Source organism: Cupriavidus sp. CER-90 (genome assembly GCF_057652055.1).
Window position 1 is genome coordinate 252,017 of the sequence record NZ_JBYGYM010000001.1, and the last position, 14,154, is coordinate 266,170.

General features: G+C 66.1%; 13 protein-coding genes. 3 read left to right on the forward strand and 10 right to left on the reverse strand.

All coding sequences use genetic code 11. The features are described from left to right. Nucleotides 1–9 precede the first annotated feature (9 nt). Nucleotides 10–390, reverse strand: a complete 381-nt coding sequence (gene czcI / locus AC24R4_RS01100; protein WP_487521994.1) for a cation efflux protein, CzcI family — start codon at nucleotides 388–390, stop codon at nucleotides 10–12. Nucleotides 391–529: 139 nt separating this feature from the next. Here czcI and AC24R4_RS01105 point away from each other — a divergent pair, with 139 nt between their 5' ends. Further along, nucleotides 530–2,893 (forward strand): heavy metal translocating P-type ATPase, encoded by a 2,364-nt coding sequence (locus tag AC24R4_RS01105; RefSeq protein ID WP_487521995.1) that lies wholly within the window; start codon nucleotides 530–532, stop codon nucleotides 2,891–2,893. Between the two features lie 33 nt (nucleotides 2,894–2,926). On the opposite strand, the gene AC24R4_RS01110 is transcribed toward AC24R4_RS01105, so the two are convergent. The 7 genes from AC24R4_RS01110 to AC24R4_RS01140 are packed head-to-tail and all read right to left on the reverse strand — an operon-like array spanning nucleotide 2,927 to nucleotide 10,038. Further along, nucleotides 2,927–3,817 (reverse strand): polysaccharide deacetylase family protein, encoded by an 891-nt coding sequence (locus tag AC24R4_RS01110; protein WP_400396090.1) that lies wholly within the window; start codon nucleotides 3,815–3,817, stop codon nucleotides 2,927–2,929. A gap of 7 nt (nucleotides 3,818–3,824) precedes the next feature. Beyond that, entirely contained in the window at nucleotides 3,825–4,877 is a 1,053-nt protein-coding gene (locus AC24R4_RS01115) for a bifunctional UDP-4-keto-pentose/UDP-xylose synthase (RefSeq protein WP_487521996.1), read from the reverse strand. Nucleotides 4,878–4,887: 10 nt separating this feature from the next. Next, on the reverse strand, nucleotides 4,888–5,814 hold the full coding sequence (locus AC24R4_RS01120; protein WP_400394948.1) for a formyltransferase: 927 nt from the start codon (nucleotides 5,812–5,814) through the stop codon (nucleotides 4,888–4,890). Beyond that, nucleotides 5,802–6,794, reverse strand: coding sequence for a glycosyltransferase (locus AC24R4_RS01125; RefSeq protein ID WP_400394945.1), 993 nt, complete (start codon nucleotides 6,792–6,794; stop codon nucleotides 5,802–5,804). Before AC24R4_RS01125 ends, AC24R4_RS01120 begins: the two co-directional genes overlap by 13 nt. Next, nucleotides 6,773–7,948, reverse strand: a complete 1,176-nt coding sequence (locus AC24R4_RS01130; protein ID WP_400394943.1) for a DegT/DnrJ/EryC1/StrS family aminotransferase — start codon at nucleotides 7,946–7,948, stop codon at nucleotides 6,773–6,775. The genes AC24R4_RS01125 and AC24R4_RS01130 overlap by 22 nt, the downstream gene beginning before the upstream one ends. Nucleotides 7,949–7,954: 6 nt before the next feature. Then, the gene (locus tag AC24R4_RS01135) at nucleotides 7,955–8,326 is read right to left on the reverse strand and encodes a DMT family transporter (RefSeq protein ID WP_066739936.1); all 372 of its coding nucleotides are present in this window, start codon (nucleotides 8,324–8,326) and stop codon (nucleotides 7,955–7,957) included. Further along, a complete protein-coding gene (locus tag AC24R4_RS01140; RefSeq protein ID WP_400394941.1) occupies nucleotides 8,323–10,038 on the reverse strand; it encodes a glycosyltransferase family 39 protein in 1,716 nt (571 codons plus the stop codon). The genes AC24R4_RS01135 and AC24R4_RS01140 overlap by 4 nt, the downstream gene beginning before the upstream one ends. 357 nt (nucleotides 10,039–10,395) lie before the next feature. On the opposite strand from AC24R4_RS01140, the gene AC24R4_RS01145 reads away from it, so the two are divergent. Next, nucleotides 10,396–11,250, forward strand: coding sequence for a hypothetical protein (locus AC24R4_RS01145; RefSeq protein WP_487521997.1), 855 nt, complete (start codon nucleotides 10,396–10,398; stop codon nucleotides 11,248–11,250). Between the two features lie 78 nt (nucleotides 11,251–11,328). Here the strand turns inward: AC24R4_RS01145 and AC24R4_RS01150 are convergent, their stop codons facing one another. Next, a complete protein-coding gene (locus tag AC24R4_RS01150; protein ID WP_487521998.1) occupies nucleotides 11,329–11,613 on the reverse strand; it encodes an amino acid ABC transporter permease in 285 nt (94 codons plus the stop codon). Nucleotides 11,614–11,770: 157 nt separating this feature from the next. Continuing rightward, nucleotides 11,771–12,682: an amino acid ABC transporter substrate-binding protein gene (locus tag AC24R4_RS01155; protein ID WP_400393811.1), complete on the reverse strand. Its 912-nt coding sequence runs from the start codon at nucleotides 12,680–12,682 to the stop codon at nucleotides 11,771–11,773. A 233-nt stretch (nucleotides 12,683–12,915) separates the two neighbouring features. Between AC24R4_RS01155 and AC24R4_RS01160 the strand changes: the two genes are divergently transcribed. Then, the gene (locus AC24R4_RS01160) at nucleotides 12,916–14,019 is read left to right on the forward strand and encodes an acyltransferase family protein (protein ID WP_400393810.1); all 1,104 of its coding nucleotides are present in this window, start codon (nucleotides 12,916–12,918) and stop codon (nucleotides 14,017–14,019) included. The last annotated feature ends 135 nt before the right edge of the window (nucleotides 14,020–14,154 follow it).

A 14,154-nucleotide genomic window follows, 5' to 3' on the forward strand; every position in this document is an offset into this window, starting at 1 on the left:
TCCCGCCGGCTAGGCGAGACGCAGCCACTGGGGCCGATCTGGGACGGGGGCGGGAATGGAACCGAACGCGTACTGGCGCGGCGCGTAGCGCAAGGTGACGTAGCGATAGTCACCGGGCATGCGAAGTTCGGCGAAGACGCCGTGCGAACCGGGGAAGTGGCAGGCGGTACAGTCGCCGTCGGGCAGGCTGGCGGCCTTTGCGGTGGTCTTGCCGGCCGTTTTGCCGGCCTTGTGCGCGTCGCTGCCGTGCTCGTGCGTGTGATGGCCGAAATGGTTGGTCATCGCGGCCGGCAGGGCAGCCGATTCATGTGCGCAATAGGCCGCAGCGCCGGCCCAGGCAAACTGGAGCGGGAGCAGGATCGACAGGAAGACGAGCAGCAGGCGGCGCATGGGCAGCGATTATAGGCTGCCGCACCCGCAGTGGACATTACGTTGATGTCATCGTCGGGGTCTTTCCGACCGGTGCTTGACCTTGAAGTGGCTACAGGGTCTTCAATAGCACGCAACAACGCATAAATGGATAACCGCCATGGCTCGTACCATCCCTGAAAACCTGCTGACGCCGGGTTCGGCAGCCCGCGATCATGGGCACGACCATTCACACGACCACGACGACGACCACGACCATGACCAGGACCATGACCAGGACCATGACCAGGACCATGACCATGCCCGCAGCCCGGCGCCTGCCAGTTGCGGCTGTGGCACCCCCTGCGGCGCCCCGCTGACGCAGGGACCGGCGGTGGCCGCACCCGCTGGCACGCGGTCGGCCGCGTACCGGATCGAGGCGATGGACTGCCCGACCGAGGAAACGCTGATCCGGAACAAGATCGGCAATATGGCCGGCGTGGCGGCGCTCGACTTCAACCTGATGCAGCGCGTGTTGACTGTGCATCACACGCTGGATTCGCTCGATGCCGTGGTCAAGGCGATTGCGTCGCTGGGCATGAAGGCCGAGCCGCTGTCGGACGACAGCGCCAAGGCGGCCGTGGCGGAACCGGGCAAGCCCTGGTGGCCGCTGGCGCTGGCCGGTGCGGCCGCCATCGGCGCCGAAGTGGCCGAGTGGTTCCACATCGGCGCGCCTTATCTGCCGGCGGCACTGGCGTTGGCAACGGTGCTGATGTCGGGCCTGGGCGTCTATCGCAAGGGCTGGATCGCGGTGCGCAACGGCAACCTGAATATCAACGCGCTGATGAGCATTGCTGTCACGGGTGCCATGGTGATTGGCCAGTGGCCCGAAGCGGCGATGGTGATGGTGCTGTTCGCGCTGGCCGAGCGGATCGAGGCGGCCTCGCTGGACCGCGCGCGCAATGCCGTCCGGGGGCTGATGGCGATGGCGCCGGAGCAGGCCACCGTGCTGCAGCCCGATGGCACCTGGCAGGCCGTGGAGGCGCGCGCGGTGGCCGTGGGTGCGACGGTGCGGCTGCGCCCCGGCGAGCGGGTAGCCCTGGACGGGCGCGTGCTGCGCGGCCAGTCGGCGCTTGACCAGGCGCCAATTACGGGCGAGAGCGTGCCGGTGGACAAGTCGCAGGGCGATCCGCTCTATGCCGGTTCGATCAATCAGTCGGGCGAGCTCGAATACGCCGTGACGGCGCCCGCCAACGACTCCACGCTGGCACGCATCATCCATGCCGTGGAAGCCGCGCAAGGCAGCCGCGCACCGACCCAGCGTTTCGTGGACCAGTTCGCGCGCATCTATACGCCGGTGGTCTTCGCCATCGCGCTGGGCGTGGCCGTGATGCCGCCGCTGGTCCTGGGCGGCGCCTGGCTGGACTGGGTTTACAAGGCGCTGGTGCTGCTGGTGATCGCGTGTCCGTGCGCGCTGGTGATCTCCACCCCGGTGACGATCGTCAGCGGGCTGGCTGCGGCGGCCCGGCGCGGCATCCTGATCAAGGGCGGCGTCTATCTGGAACAGGGCCGGCATCTGTCATGGCTGGCACTGGACAAGACCGGCACGCTGACGCACGGCAAGCCCGCCCAGACCGATATGGCGCTTTTGGTGGATGACGTGCCGCAGGCGCGCGCCATCGCCGCAAGCCTGGCGGCACGATCGGACCACCCGGTGTCGCGCGCGGTGGCCGCGGCCGCGGACGCCGATGGCGTGGCGCGGCGGGAAGCGACGGATTTCGCGGCCTTGCCCGGGCAGGGCGTACGGGGCACGGTGGATGGCGTGGCGTACAGCTTCGGCAATCACCGGCTGATCCACGATCTGGGGGCTTGTTCGCCGGCCCTGGAAGCACGGCTGGAGGCCATCGAGCGGCAGGGCAAGACCATCGTGATGCTCGCGGCGACGCCGGGCGACGGGCAGCCTGCCCGCGCGCTGGCCCTGTTCGGCGTGGCCGACACCGTACGGGAGACCAGCCGGCAGGCCATCGAACAGCTGCACGCGCTGGGCGTGAAGACGCTGATGCTGTCGGGCGACAACCCGCATACGGCACAGGCCATTGGCCAGGCCGTGGGCATCGACGAGGTACGTGGCAATCAGTTGCCGCAGGACAAGGCCGATGCCATCGCCGCGCTGGCGGGGCAGGCGCATAGGCATGCGAACAAGGTCGGCATGGTGGGCGACGGCATCAACGATGCGCCCGCGCTGGCGCGGGCCGATATCGGTTTTGCGATGGGGGCGGCGGGCACGGACACGGCCATCGAAACCGCCGACGTGGCGTTGATGGACGATGACCTGCGCAAGATCCCCGCCTTCGTGCAGCTGTCGCGCCGTACGTCGGCCATCCTCAAGCAGAACATCACGCTGGCGCTGGGCATCAAGGTGGTGTTCCTGGCCCTGACCGTGATGGGCATGGGCACTATGTGGATGGCGGTATTTGCCGATATGGGCGCGAGCCTGCTGGTGGTGTTCAACGGGCTGCGCCTGACGCGCAAGGGCGCGGCCTGACCCCCGATTCGGACGAACCCGCGGCCGGGCGGGTTACGGCTGGATGATCAGCTCGCCGCTGCGGCCGGGAATTTCGCCCCAGGTGACGGGCAATTGCGGCAGGTCGGTGCGGTCGATGTGCTGGTAGTAGGTGGCCATCGATACCAGGTCGTGCCCCTGGGCGCGCCAGCCAGCCAGCAGCCGCTGGAATACCGGTGCCAGCTTGCCGCCTTCCAGTTCGGTATGGAGCGTGAAGATGTGGTCGGCGTCGCCTTCGGTCAGCTTCAGCACGGCGTGGTGAACGTTGTCCTCGGTCAGGTCGCCCACGCCGATCAGCTCGTCGAGCGTCGGCAGCGTGGTCGGCATCTGCACGTGGCGGCATGGTTTGCCCGCCACGGTCGGGATGTAGGGCGCCGTGCCCCGGCCATCCGACGCGTAGGTCATGCCCCAATCGTCGATCTGGCGAAACGCCTCTTCATTCATCTGCCAGCCCGCCGCGCCGTGCGTGGTGGGCGGTGTGCCGAAGATTTCCACGAATCGCTCGAACGACTGCTGCATCTGGCGGCGCGTCCAGGCCGCATCGCGATCGCGCACGTTGTCCTGCCAGTAGACGTGGTCCCATGTGTGGATGCCGCATTCATGGCCCGCCGCCGCAGCCGCACGCATCTCGGCGGCGCCCTTGCGGCCGATGTCGGGCCCCGGCAGCAGCACGCCGTACATCAGCGTACGCAGGCCGTAGTTCGACACCACCGATGTGCGCGACACCTTCTTCAGGAAGCCGGGCCGAAAAACGCGGCGCAGCGCCCAGCCCGTGTGGTCCGGGCCAAGGCTGAACAGGAACGTCGCTTCCGCCTGATGCGGAGACAGCATCGACAGCAGCGCGGGAACCCCTTCACGGGTGCCGCGCAGCGTATCGACGTCGACTTTCAGGGCAATGCGGGCCATGTGGAGGTCAGTTGTTGCTGTCGACCAGCGTACGGGCGTCCACCACCTTGTCGCGGTAGGCCTCGAAGATGCGGCGCAGCGCCTGCTCCATCGTCACCTCGGGCTTCCAGCCCAGTTCGTCGATCGTGTTGTCGATCTTCGGCACCCGATGCTGCACGTCCTGGTAGCCCTTGCCGTAGAACTCGCCCGACGACGTCTCCACGATCTTCGTCTTGCGCGCTTCCTCGGCGTACTCCGGATAATCGGCCGCCATCTTCAGCATCATCTCGGCCAGCTCGCGCACCGAGTGGATGTTCTTCGGGTTGCCGATGTTGAAGATCTTGCCGCTGGCCACGCCATCCTTGTTCTCGATGATCTGCATCAGCGCCGAGATGCCGTCCGAGATATCGGCAAACGCACGCTTCTGCGCGCCGCCATCGACCAGCTTGATCGGCTCGCCGCGCACGATATGGCCCAGGAACTGCGTCACCACGCGCGACGACCCTTCCTTCGATTCGAAGATCGAGTCCAGCCCCGCGCCGATCCAGTTGAACGGGCGGAACAGCGTGTAGTTCAGGCCCTGCTCCATGCCGTAGGCGTGGATCACGCGGTCCATCAGCTGCTTGGAGCAGGCGTAGATCCAGCGCGGCTTGTTGATCGGGCCGTAGATCAGCGGCGAGGCCTCGGGGTCGAACTCCTCGTCGGCGCACATGCCGTAGACCTCGGAGGTCGACGGGAACACCAGGTGCTTGCCGTACTTCACGGCGCTGCGCACGATCGGCAGGTTGGCCTCGAAGTCCAGCTCGAACACGCGCAGCGGGTTGCGCACGTACGTGGCCGGCGTGGCGATGGCCACCAGCGGCAGGATCACGTCGCACTTGCGGATGTTGTACTCCACCCACTCCTTGTTGATGGTGATGTCACCCTCGGAGAAGTGCATGCGCGGATGGTTCACCAGGTCGCCCAGGCGGTCCGACGACATGTCCATGCCGTAGACCTCCCACTGCGTGGTTTCCAGGATGCGGCGCGTCAGGTGGTGGCCGATGAAGCCGTTGACGCCAAGAATCAGGACCTTTTTCATCGGTTTCCTTTCAAGACTGTGCAGGGATGATGTTCTGGAATTCGGCTGCGGAGACCGGGCTGGCGTGGTCGGCACTGCTGCCTTCCAGCAGTTGCCCCACGCGCAGCGCGCCTCCGTCGCCACAGATGGCGACGATACGGCCATCCAGTACGTGCAGGCCGGGCCGCAGCCCCGCCGGTGCCGTGCCGCCTTCAAGGCGACGGGCCTGGGCCACGATAAAGCGGCGTCCGGCGATGTCCGTGAACGCGCCGGGGTAGGGCGGCGCCACGGCGCGGATCAGATTGTAGACGGCGGCAGCGGGCTGGTTGAAGTCGATGCGGCCGTCCTCGGGCTTGCGGCCCGAAAAATAGCTGCCGTCGGCCAGGCGATTGGGCCGCTTGGGCGTCTGGCCGGCCTTCATGGCGGGCAGCGCGCGCCACAGCGTCTGCTCGGCGGCGACGGTAACCTTTTCGAAGACCTGGCCGGCCGTGTCGTCGGGCAGGATCGGCACGGACGTCTGGTCGACGATATACCCGGCGTCGGGCTTGGCCTCCATTGCGTGCAGCGTGGCGCCGGTCTCGGTTTCGCCGTGCAGCACCGCCCAGTTCACCGGCACGCGGCCGCGGTACTTGGGCAGCAGCGAACCATGCATGTTGAAGGCACCGTGCGGCGCCATGGCCAGCACGTCGGCCGGAATCATGGCGCGGTAGTAGAACGAGAAGATCACATCGGGCCTGGCCGCGCGCACCGCATCGGCCAGGGCCGGATCGGTGGGGTCTTCGGCATACAGGAACGACAGGTTCAGTTCGGCCGCGGTGTCCGCCACGCGCTGGAACCAGATATTCTCGTCGGGCCGGTCGCGGTGCGTGACCACCAGGGCCACGTCCACGCCCTGCGCGTGCAGCACGCGCAGGCAACGGTCGCCGACATTGTGATAGGCAAAGACTACGGCGCGCACGGTACCTCCGGCTTGCTGCCTTGCTTGGGGTCGCGTTCCAGCACCGCCTGGATGCGGTAGCGGGGCCGGTCGCGCACTTCCTGGTAGATCCGGCCGATGTACTCGCCCAGCAGGCCGATGCCGAACAGCATGATGCCGATCAGGAAGAACGTGAAGGCGAACAGCGTGAACACACCCTGGACTTCCGACCCGAAGATGAAGCGGCGGACGAGCAGTATCACGAACAGGCCCGCCGACGAGATCGACAGCATGGTGCCGATGGCCGAGAACCACTGCAGCGGCACGATCGAGAAGCCGGTCACCAGGTCGAAATTCAGCCGGATCAGCTGGTACAGCGAGTATTTCGATTCCCCCGCGTGGCGCTGTTCGTGTCCCACCTCGATTTCGACCGGGTTGGAGGCAAACGTATAGGCCAGCGCCGGAATGAACGTGTTGACTTCGCGGCACGCGTTGATCGTATCGATGATGTTGCGGTCGTAGGCGCGCAGCATGCAGCCCTGGTCCGTCATCTTGATCTTGGTGATCCGCTCGCGCAGGCGGTTCATGGCGCGCGACGCGTAGCGGCGCCAGGCGGTGTCGTTGCGCTGGCGGCGGATGGTGCCCACGTAGTCATGGCCCTTGCGCATCTCGGCCACCAGGCGCGGGATTTCCTCGGGCGGGTTCTGCAGGTCGGCGTCCAGCGTGATCACGATACGGCCACGCGTGTGCTCGAAGCCGGCCAGGATGGCCATGTGCTGGCCAAAGTTGCCGTTGAACAGGATGACGCGCGTGACGTCCGGGCGCTTGTGGTACTCGGCGGCCAGCATTGCGGGCGAGCGGTCCACGCTGCCATCGTTGACGAAGATCACCTCGTACGATTCGCCCATGCCGTCCAGTGCCGGGTACACACGGTCGAACAGCGCCTGCAGCCCGTCTTCCTCGTTGTAGACGGGGATGACGACCGAGACCTCGACAGGACTTAGTGAGAGAGACGTTTGCATGTTTCGCTAAGAGTTGCACAGACCCGCTCCACGTCGGCGGCCTGCATCGCGGGGAACAGCGGCAGCGTGACGATGCCACGGCCGATGCGTTCGGCATGCGGCAGCATGCCTTCGCGCCAGCCGAGCGAGCGGAAATAGGTAAACAGATGAACGGGCGGGTAGTGGACGCCGGTCCCCACGCCTTGCTCGCGCATCGCTTCCATCACGAGCTTGCGCGCGTCGGCCGGGCCGCCGCGCAGGCGGTCCGTGGGCAGCACCACCTGGAACATGTGCCAGTTCGTGGTGGCCACGGCGGGGTCCAGCGGCAGCGGCAGTTCGATACCCAGGTCCGCCAGGCCGGCCTCGGCCGCGCACCGGAAATAGGTCTCGGCCAGCTCGGCGCGGCGTGCGGTGATGGCGTCCAGCGTCTTCAACTGCGCCAGGCCGATGGCCGCGTTGACGTCGGTCAAGTTGAACTTGCCGCCCGGTTCCTCGACATCCATGCCGTCCATGCCGGTACGGATCACGCCCTGCAGACGCAGCCGCTCGGCGCGCCGGGCTTCCTCGGGGGTGTTCATGACCAGGCAGCCACCTTCGATGGTGGTGATGTTCTTGTTGGCCTGGAAGCTGAAGCTGACGAGATCGCCGAACGCGCCAATGCGCTGGCCGCGCCAGCGCGAGTTGATGGCCTGCGCGGCGTCTTCGATCACGCGCAGGTTATGGCGCTTGGCGATGGCATAGAGGCGATCCATGTCCACGGGCAGCCCGGACAGGTAGACCGGTATGACCGCGCGCGTGCGCGGCGTGATTGCCGCCTCGACCGCGTCGAGGTCGATATTGCGCGTCACCGGGTCGATGTCGACGAACACCGGCCGTGCGCCGACCGTCAGCACCACGTTGGCGGTGGCGACCCAGGTGATCGGCGTCGTGATGACTTCGTCCCCGGGGCCGATATCGGCGATGCGCAGCGCGATTTCCATCGTGGCCGAGCCATTGGAAAACGTGCGCACCGGACGGCCGCCAAACAGCTCGGACAGCGCAGATTCAAACGCCTGCACCTTGGGGCCGGACGTGATCCAGCCCGACGCCAGCACCTTGCCGACGTCGGCAATGGTGGCGTCATCGATCTGGGGGCGTACGAACGGGAGGAAATCCTGCGGAGCGGAAGCGGTCATGGTCGGTCAGGAACGGGCAATCAAAAACACACCGGCAAGGATCAGCATGATGCCGGCCACGCGCAGCGGGCCAATCATTTCGCCGAACAGCCACCAGGCAGCCAGCGCGTTGACCACGTACCCCAGCGACAGCATGGGATAGGCAATCGACACATCCACGCGCGACAGGCCGATGATCCAGACGCCGACGCTGATGACATAGCAGGTCAGTCCGGCGATGACCGGCCATTGCGTCAGCACCCGGAAGGCCGTGGTCAGGATGGTGGCGCGCTCGATCGTGATGGCGCCCACGGCATTGGTGCCGGCCTTGAGCAGCAGTTGGGCACAGGCGTTGAGCAGCACCCCGGTGAAGATAAAGGCAAAAGTGGAAAGATTCATCGGGTATTTCCGGCTTCCTGGGCCGGCAGCGGGAAATTGCTGGCGACGACACGTCGCACATCGCGTGCCACGACGTAAAGCGGCACATGCTGTGCCACCAGGCTGTCATAGGTGTCCGGCGACATGATACCGAGCGCCGGCTGGCCGTCCTTCCATTTGGCGACAAATGCGTCCATGGTCGGAATCCATTTCTCCGGCTCCTGCTGGGTGCCGAACTCGAGTTCATCGGGCGCGGCGACCATCGTCAGCGTGCGGCCCAGGTAGAACGGGAGCGTGTGATCCAGCATGCCCACGCCGTAGATCGGCATGTTGTCCTTCAGCACGGCCTGGATGGCTGGCAGCATGTCCACGCCCGACGCGCGGCGGCCCATGACCTCATGGCCGAGCAGCCCGATCGTGCAGGTCAGGAACATCGACAGCGCAAACGCGGCCACGCTCGGAAACACGCCGCGCGTACGCAGCAGCCGGCGCGCCAGCAGCATGCCGGCCAGCAGTACGGCAAACGCCACACCAATATAGACGGCGAAGGCGCGGAACACTTCATTCGGATTGGTTTCGCGATCCAGCGTGGCCACGACCGGGGCGGCCAGCAGGCCCACCACGGCCAGCAGCAGCAGGGCATTGATCTGGCGGTTCCACGAGCGGTCGCTGATCTGGTCGAGCGCCACGGCCGCCAGTATGGCCAACGCCGGGAACACCGGCACGATATAGCCGGGCAGCTTGGACCCCGACATGCTGAAGAAGACAAAGATGGCCGCGAACCAGACCAGGCTCATCAGGGCCGGCTGGAACGGCTTGCCGCCCGCGCCGCGCTGGGCGCCGGCCCGGTCGCGCACCACTTCCCACATGCGCGGCACAAGCCCGAGCCAGGGCAGCATGCCGGCCAGCAGCAGCGGCACGAAATACCAGACCGAACCCTTGCGAGCGTGGACCGTGGATGTATAGCGGTCCCAGTGCTCGTGGATAAAGAAAAAGTGAGGAAATTCGGGGTTCTTCGTCGAAATCAGCCAGAACCAGGGCACCGTGACCACCAGCATGGCCAGGATGCCGGTCGGCAGATGCAGGCGTCGCCACAGGCCGAGATCGCGTGTCAGCAGCGTATAGACCACCAGCACCAGGCCGGGCAGGGCGATGCCGACCAGGCCCTTGGTCAGGATGGCGACCCCCATGGCGACCCAGCACGCCAGCATCCAGGCGCGGCGGGCGCCGGGCGGCGTGTCGGGGTGCTGGGCCAGCAGCATGCAGCCCAGCACGCAGGCCAGGGCGCCGGACAGCGTCATGTCCAGCGAATTGAAATGGCCGGCCACACTCCACATCGGCATGGCCAGCATGACCAGGCCCGCCAGCAGCCCGGCGCGGCAGCCGAACCAGCGCGCGGTGGCCAGCATCGTCACACCCAGCCCCACGATGCCCGACAACGCCACGCACAGCCGGGCCTGCCAGTCGCCCACGCCGAACAGTTCGTAGGCGATGGTCGTCACCCACATATGGAATGGGGGTTTTTCGAAGTATTTCAGGGCGTTGTAGCGGATCGTCACCCAGTCCCCAGTGACGAACATTTCGCGCGAGATCTCGGCGTATCGGCCTTCGTCCGGGCGCAGCAAATGGCGGTAATCGAGCGTGCCAAACCAGACCAGCAGCACGGCGAGCACGACGAACACAACCATGCCGACAGGCAGCCCGGCTTGGCGCGTGGGCGAAGAACTACGCATATTTCTCCTGAAATGGCCGGGGTCCCGGAGGCTGTACCTGATTCGCCTTGTGGCGAACACCCCACAACGCGGGACGCCCCGTCCCGGTGGACACGAAGGTCGAGGCGGGCTGTGCCTCGCGCCAAGGCCTGCAAAGGCGTGGTCCGGAGGTCAGTTTTCGGGCAAGGCGACCGCTACGGGCGCGCAATGGTAGCACGAGCGCATTTCCCGCCTCGCCGTTTTGGCTCGCAAAGGGCGCCGGGCTTGAACTTGGGGCCGTTTCCGCCGCGCCGATTTCGCGTAATACTTGCGCCATTCCGGCACTTGCCTGGCAGAAACCGACCCTGCCGCCGCCGGCCCTCGATACGGACGATCGCCATGAGACCGGCGTTGCTGGTGTGGTTGCTGACTGGTGTGATGAATGCGGCATTTGGGCAGGCGTCGGCCCCCGATGCTGCGCCGGTGTCGGGCATGTCGCCGCCGATGCCCGGCGGCGCGGTGCTTTGCGACGCGCCCTGGTTCCGCTCGGGCTCCCGCGTGCAGCTGGAGGGCGACGGCTCCATGCCGATGTCCATCACGATGACCTTGCGCGACGTCATGCGCACCGCCCGCGGCTGCAGCGCCCAGCTGGAGGTGCGCTCGAAGTCGGCCCTGTCGGCCTTGATGGGCCCGCCCGTTGTCATGGACCAGGTCCACGAGATCAATATCGACCGAAACGCCGCCACGGCACGTACGCGCATCGACAGCCGCAACGCCGTGATCAATGCCCGTGCCCGCTATGCGCGCATGTTCGGCGAGGCGTCGTTCAATGGCAGCGGTGTGTTCAACTACGCGGGCATGGAGATCAAGGAAGGCGCCACGCTGGAGGGAGAATCCTTCCAGTCCAGCGTGTCGCTCAAGATCTATCCGCTGGGCAAGGATGAAGTCGTGGGCACGATGCAGGCCCTGCACGCATCGATCATCGTCGGCTCGCGCCATGTGGGCCGCAAGCAGATGATCAACACGGTCATGGGCCGCAAGGAATGCATGCCCATCACTTACGAGAAGCGCACCTCGCTGGGCCCCCTGATGGTGGGCGAGGAACTGCTGCAGCTCGAACCGAGCGTGCTGCACGTGACCGACTGGTACTGCCCCATGGAAGCATTCGTGTTGCGCACGGAAATTCGGCAGAACAACGAGGTGCAGCGGGTGGACGTGACGGCGTTGGAAATGTTGCCGGAGGCGGGGCAGTAGCCTCGGTCCCTTTGTCCAGATCAAAAAAAGGAGCCGTATGGGCTCCTTTTCTTGCTGTGGCAGGCTGGGGATTGACGCTCAATTCCCTTGCGCTGGCTTCTTCGCCGGGGCCTTTTTCGACTTCGACTGTTTCGGGGCGGCGGTGGACTGGTCGGTCAGGTCCGCACGGGTGCTCTTGTTCGCGCCCTGGGAATACGGGTCGAACTTGTCGCCGGACTTGGCGCCCTGGCTGTAGGTGTCGAACTTCTCGCCCGACTTGGCGCCCTGGGAATACGGGTCGAACGACTTCTTGTCCTGTGCGATGGCAGCCACGGATGCAGTGGCCAGTCCGAGCGCGACGGCGATGGCGATCAATTGCTTCATGGAAATCTCCTCTGAGTTGCCGCCGGGGCAGTATTTCTCGATGGCGGTCGCGTTGTTGCTGGTCCTACCGGACGGTAGAACCAGGCTCAGGCCAGTGTGGACAAGGCCGCAAAGGGCGTCAACTCAGGGCTTTTCCGGGGAGATGCCCGGGAAATGCTTATTCCGTCACAACGTCGGAAGGGTGTTTCCAGGCTTGCAGCACTTCGGTCGAAGGCGCCAGCGCCAGGTTGGTGCCGCGCGTGCCGATCGGTTGCTGGAACCAGCGTTTCTGCAGGGCGGCGGCGTCGGGGCTGGCGAACGTCCTGGTCAGCGTCTGGTCTACCAGCTGCTTCCACTCGGGATCGGCCTTCGACATCATCAGCGCGTTCTGTTCCACCGACAGGGCCGGGCCCACGATCACGTACTGGGACGGGTCCTTCGACTTGGCGCGCAGGCCGGCCAGCAATACGTCGTCCATCACGAACGCCTGGGCGCGTCCCGTTTCCAGCAGCAGGAACGATTCCCCGTGATCCTTGGCATAGACGTCGCGGAAGCCGTACTCGCTCTTCAGGCGGCGCACGTGGCGGTCGCCGGTGGACCCGGCACTGGTCACCACCGTCTTGCCGCGCAGGTCATTGAACGACTTGATGCCGGAATCGGCGCGCACCAGCATGCGCACGGTGGACACATAGTGCGACACACTGAAGGCTACCTGCTTCTGGCGCTCCAGCGTGTTGGTGTTCGGTGCGCAATCCAGGTCGGCCAGGCCGTTGACCATGGCGGGAACACGATTCTGGGGCGTCAGCGGCAGCCAGCGCACCTTCAGGTCTTTCAATCCCAGCTTCTGTTTGGCCGCCTCGGCCACGCGCAGGCACAGGTCCACCGCATAGCCGGCGGGCTGGCCCTTGTCGTCGGCGAACGAGAACGGCAGGGCCGATTCGCGGTAGCCGAGCGTGATCGTGCCGGTATCTCGGATCTTGTCGAGCACGGGGCTCGGGCTCTGTGCGTGGACGGCCGGCACGACGGCGGCGGCCAGGGCAACACCAGCGATCAGGCGGCGGAGGGCGGGGAAAGCGACGGACTGGAACATGTTCGGGGGTAAGGCAGGGGGCACGGAAAGACGCAAGGGTATACCCCCAGGGATCGGGCACGAAGAATTTGTTTCTTATTAGCTAATGCCCGAGAGTAGTGCAATGAAAGTTGCCTTTTCGCCACGTCGTAACCCGATTTACAAGCGTTACGGGGCCGGTTACCTGCCCATCGACGGACGAATGCACCGATGCGGGTACAATTCGGCCCACTTTGTACCCCCGCAAATAACAAATGAGCCCCCGTCCTTCCCGTCTGGCGTGTGTAGACGCTCTGAAGGCGGTCAGCTCGCAGCTGATCGTATTGCACCACCTGGCGTTCTACGGACCGATGTCCGATGCTGCCCAGGCCCTGGCGCCCGGCCTGATCGGCTGGCTGGCCGACTACGCGCGCATTGCCGTGCAGGTTTTCCTTGTCATCAGCGGCTTCCTGGCCGCGCGCAGCCTGGCCCCAGGCGGCCGTCTGACCGTGGCGAGCCCTCTGCAGACCATCTGGCGCCGCTACCAGAAGCTGGTGGTGCCGTTTGCCGCGGCCATCCTGGTGGCGATTGCCGGTGCCGCCATCGCGCGCACCTGGTTGCAGCACGATTCCATTCCGGCCGCGCCGCACCTGGCGCAATTCGTGGCGCATGTGCTGCTGCTGCACAACATCCTCGATGTGGACGCGTTGTCCGCCGGGGTCTGGTATATCGCCATCGACCTGCAACTGTTCGCGCTGATGGTGCTGGCGCTGTGGCTGGCACGCGCCGTGGCCCGCAATGGACTGCCGCTGGGCGTGCCGATGGTGGGCGTGCTGGCGATGGCCTCGCTGTTCTGGTTCAACCGTGATGCCGCGTGGGACATCTGGGCCCTCTATTTCTTTGGCGCTTACGGCATGGGATCGCTGGCCTACTGGGCGTCGAACCCCGGCCGCTCGGTCATGCCGCTGCTGGCGCTGGCCGCGATGGGAATGGCCGCGCTGGCGGTGGACTTCCGCCTGCGGATCGCGGTGGCGCTGGCCACGGCGCTGCTGCTGGCCGTCTCGCGTCGCGGCGGCTGGCTGGAAAGCTGGCCGGCCGGGCGCCTGACCGCGTATTTCGGCCGCATTTCGTATTCGGTATTCCTGGTGCACTTTCCGGTCTGCCTGGTGGTCAATGCGGTGGTCACCCACCTGGTGCCGGGCCGGCCCGTGCTCAACGCGCTGGGCATGGGGCTGGCGTGGGTCGCCAGTAACGTCGCCGGCGCGCTGTTCCACCGTTATGTGGAGGCCGCCAGCCCGGTGCGTGCGCTGGTGAACTGGCTGACGGCCGATCTGCCCCAGTGGGGACGCGGGCGCCTGGGTCATCGGGCGGAAGGCTGATCCTCCCGCCATGCCAACGCCAGAACGGCACGTTCGACCGAACGTGCCGTTTTTGTTGGTGCCGACGCCCGATTCGAGGTCGCGCCGGAATCCGGTGCGCGCTGCACCGGGATGTACCGCTCGCGCCCCCCGGGG

Excerpts from the sequence above, each read along its gene's own strand:
- AC24R4_RS01125 (WP_400394945.1), bottom strand. The coding sequence starts at position 6,794 with ATGCAAACGTCTCTCTCACTAAGTCCTGTCGAGGTCTCGGTCGTCATC.
- AC24R4_RS01140 (WP_400394941.1), bottom strand. The coding sequence starts at position 10,038 with ATGCGTAGTTCTTCGCCCACGCGCCAAGCCGGGCTGCCTGTCGGCATG.
- AC24R4_RS01160 (WP_400393810.1), top strand. The coding sequence starts at position 12,916 with ATGAGCCCCCGTCCTTCCCGTCTGGCGTGTGTAGACGCTCTGAAGGCG.
- AC24R4_RS01145 (WP_487521997.1), top strand. The coding sequence starts at position 10,396 with ATGAGACCGGCGTTGCTGGTGTGGTTGCTGACTGGTGTGATGAATGCG.
- AC24R4_RS01110 (WP_400396090.1), bottom strand. The coding sequence starts at position 3,817 with ATGGCCCGCATTGCCCTGAAAGTCGACGTCGATACGCTGCGCGGCACC.
- AC24R4_RS01130 (WP_400394943.1), bottom strand. The coding sequence starts at position 7,948 with ATGACCGCTTCCGCTCCGCAGGATTTCCTCCCGTTCGTACGCCCCCAG.
- AC24R4_RS01150 (WP_487521998.1), bottom strand. The coding sequence starts at position 11,613 with ATGAAGCAATTGATCGCCATCGCCGTCGCGCTCGGACTGGCCACTGCA.
- AC24R4_RS01115 (WP_487521996.1), bottom strand. The coding sequence starts at position 4,877 with ATGAAAAAGGTCCTGATTCTTGGCGTCAACGGCTTCATCGGCCACCAC.
- czcI (WP_487521994.1), bottom strand. The coding sequence starts at position 390 with ATGCGCCGCCTGCTGCTCGTCTTCCTGTCGATCCTGCTCCCGCTCCAG.
- AC24R4_RS01135 (WP_066739936.1), bottom strand. The coding sequence starts at position 8,326 with ATGAATCTTTCCACTTTTGCCTTTATCTTCACCGGGGTGCTGCTCAAC.
- AC24R4_RS01105 (WP_487521995.1), top strand. The coding sequence starts at position 530 with ATGGCTCGTACCATCCCTGAAAACCTGCTGACGCCGGGTTCGGCAGCC.
- AC24R4_RS01155 (WP_400393811.1), bottom strand. The coding sequence starts at position 12,682 with ATGTTCCAGTCCGTCGCTTTCCCCGCCCTCCGCCGCCTGATCGCTGGT.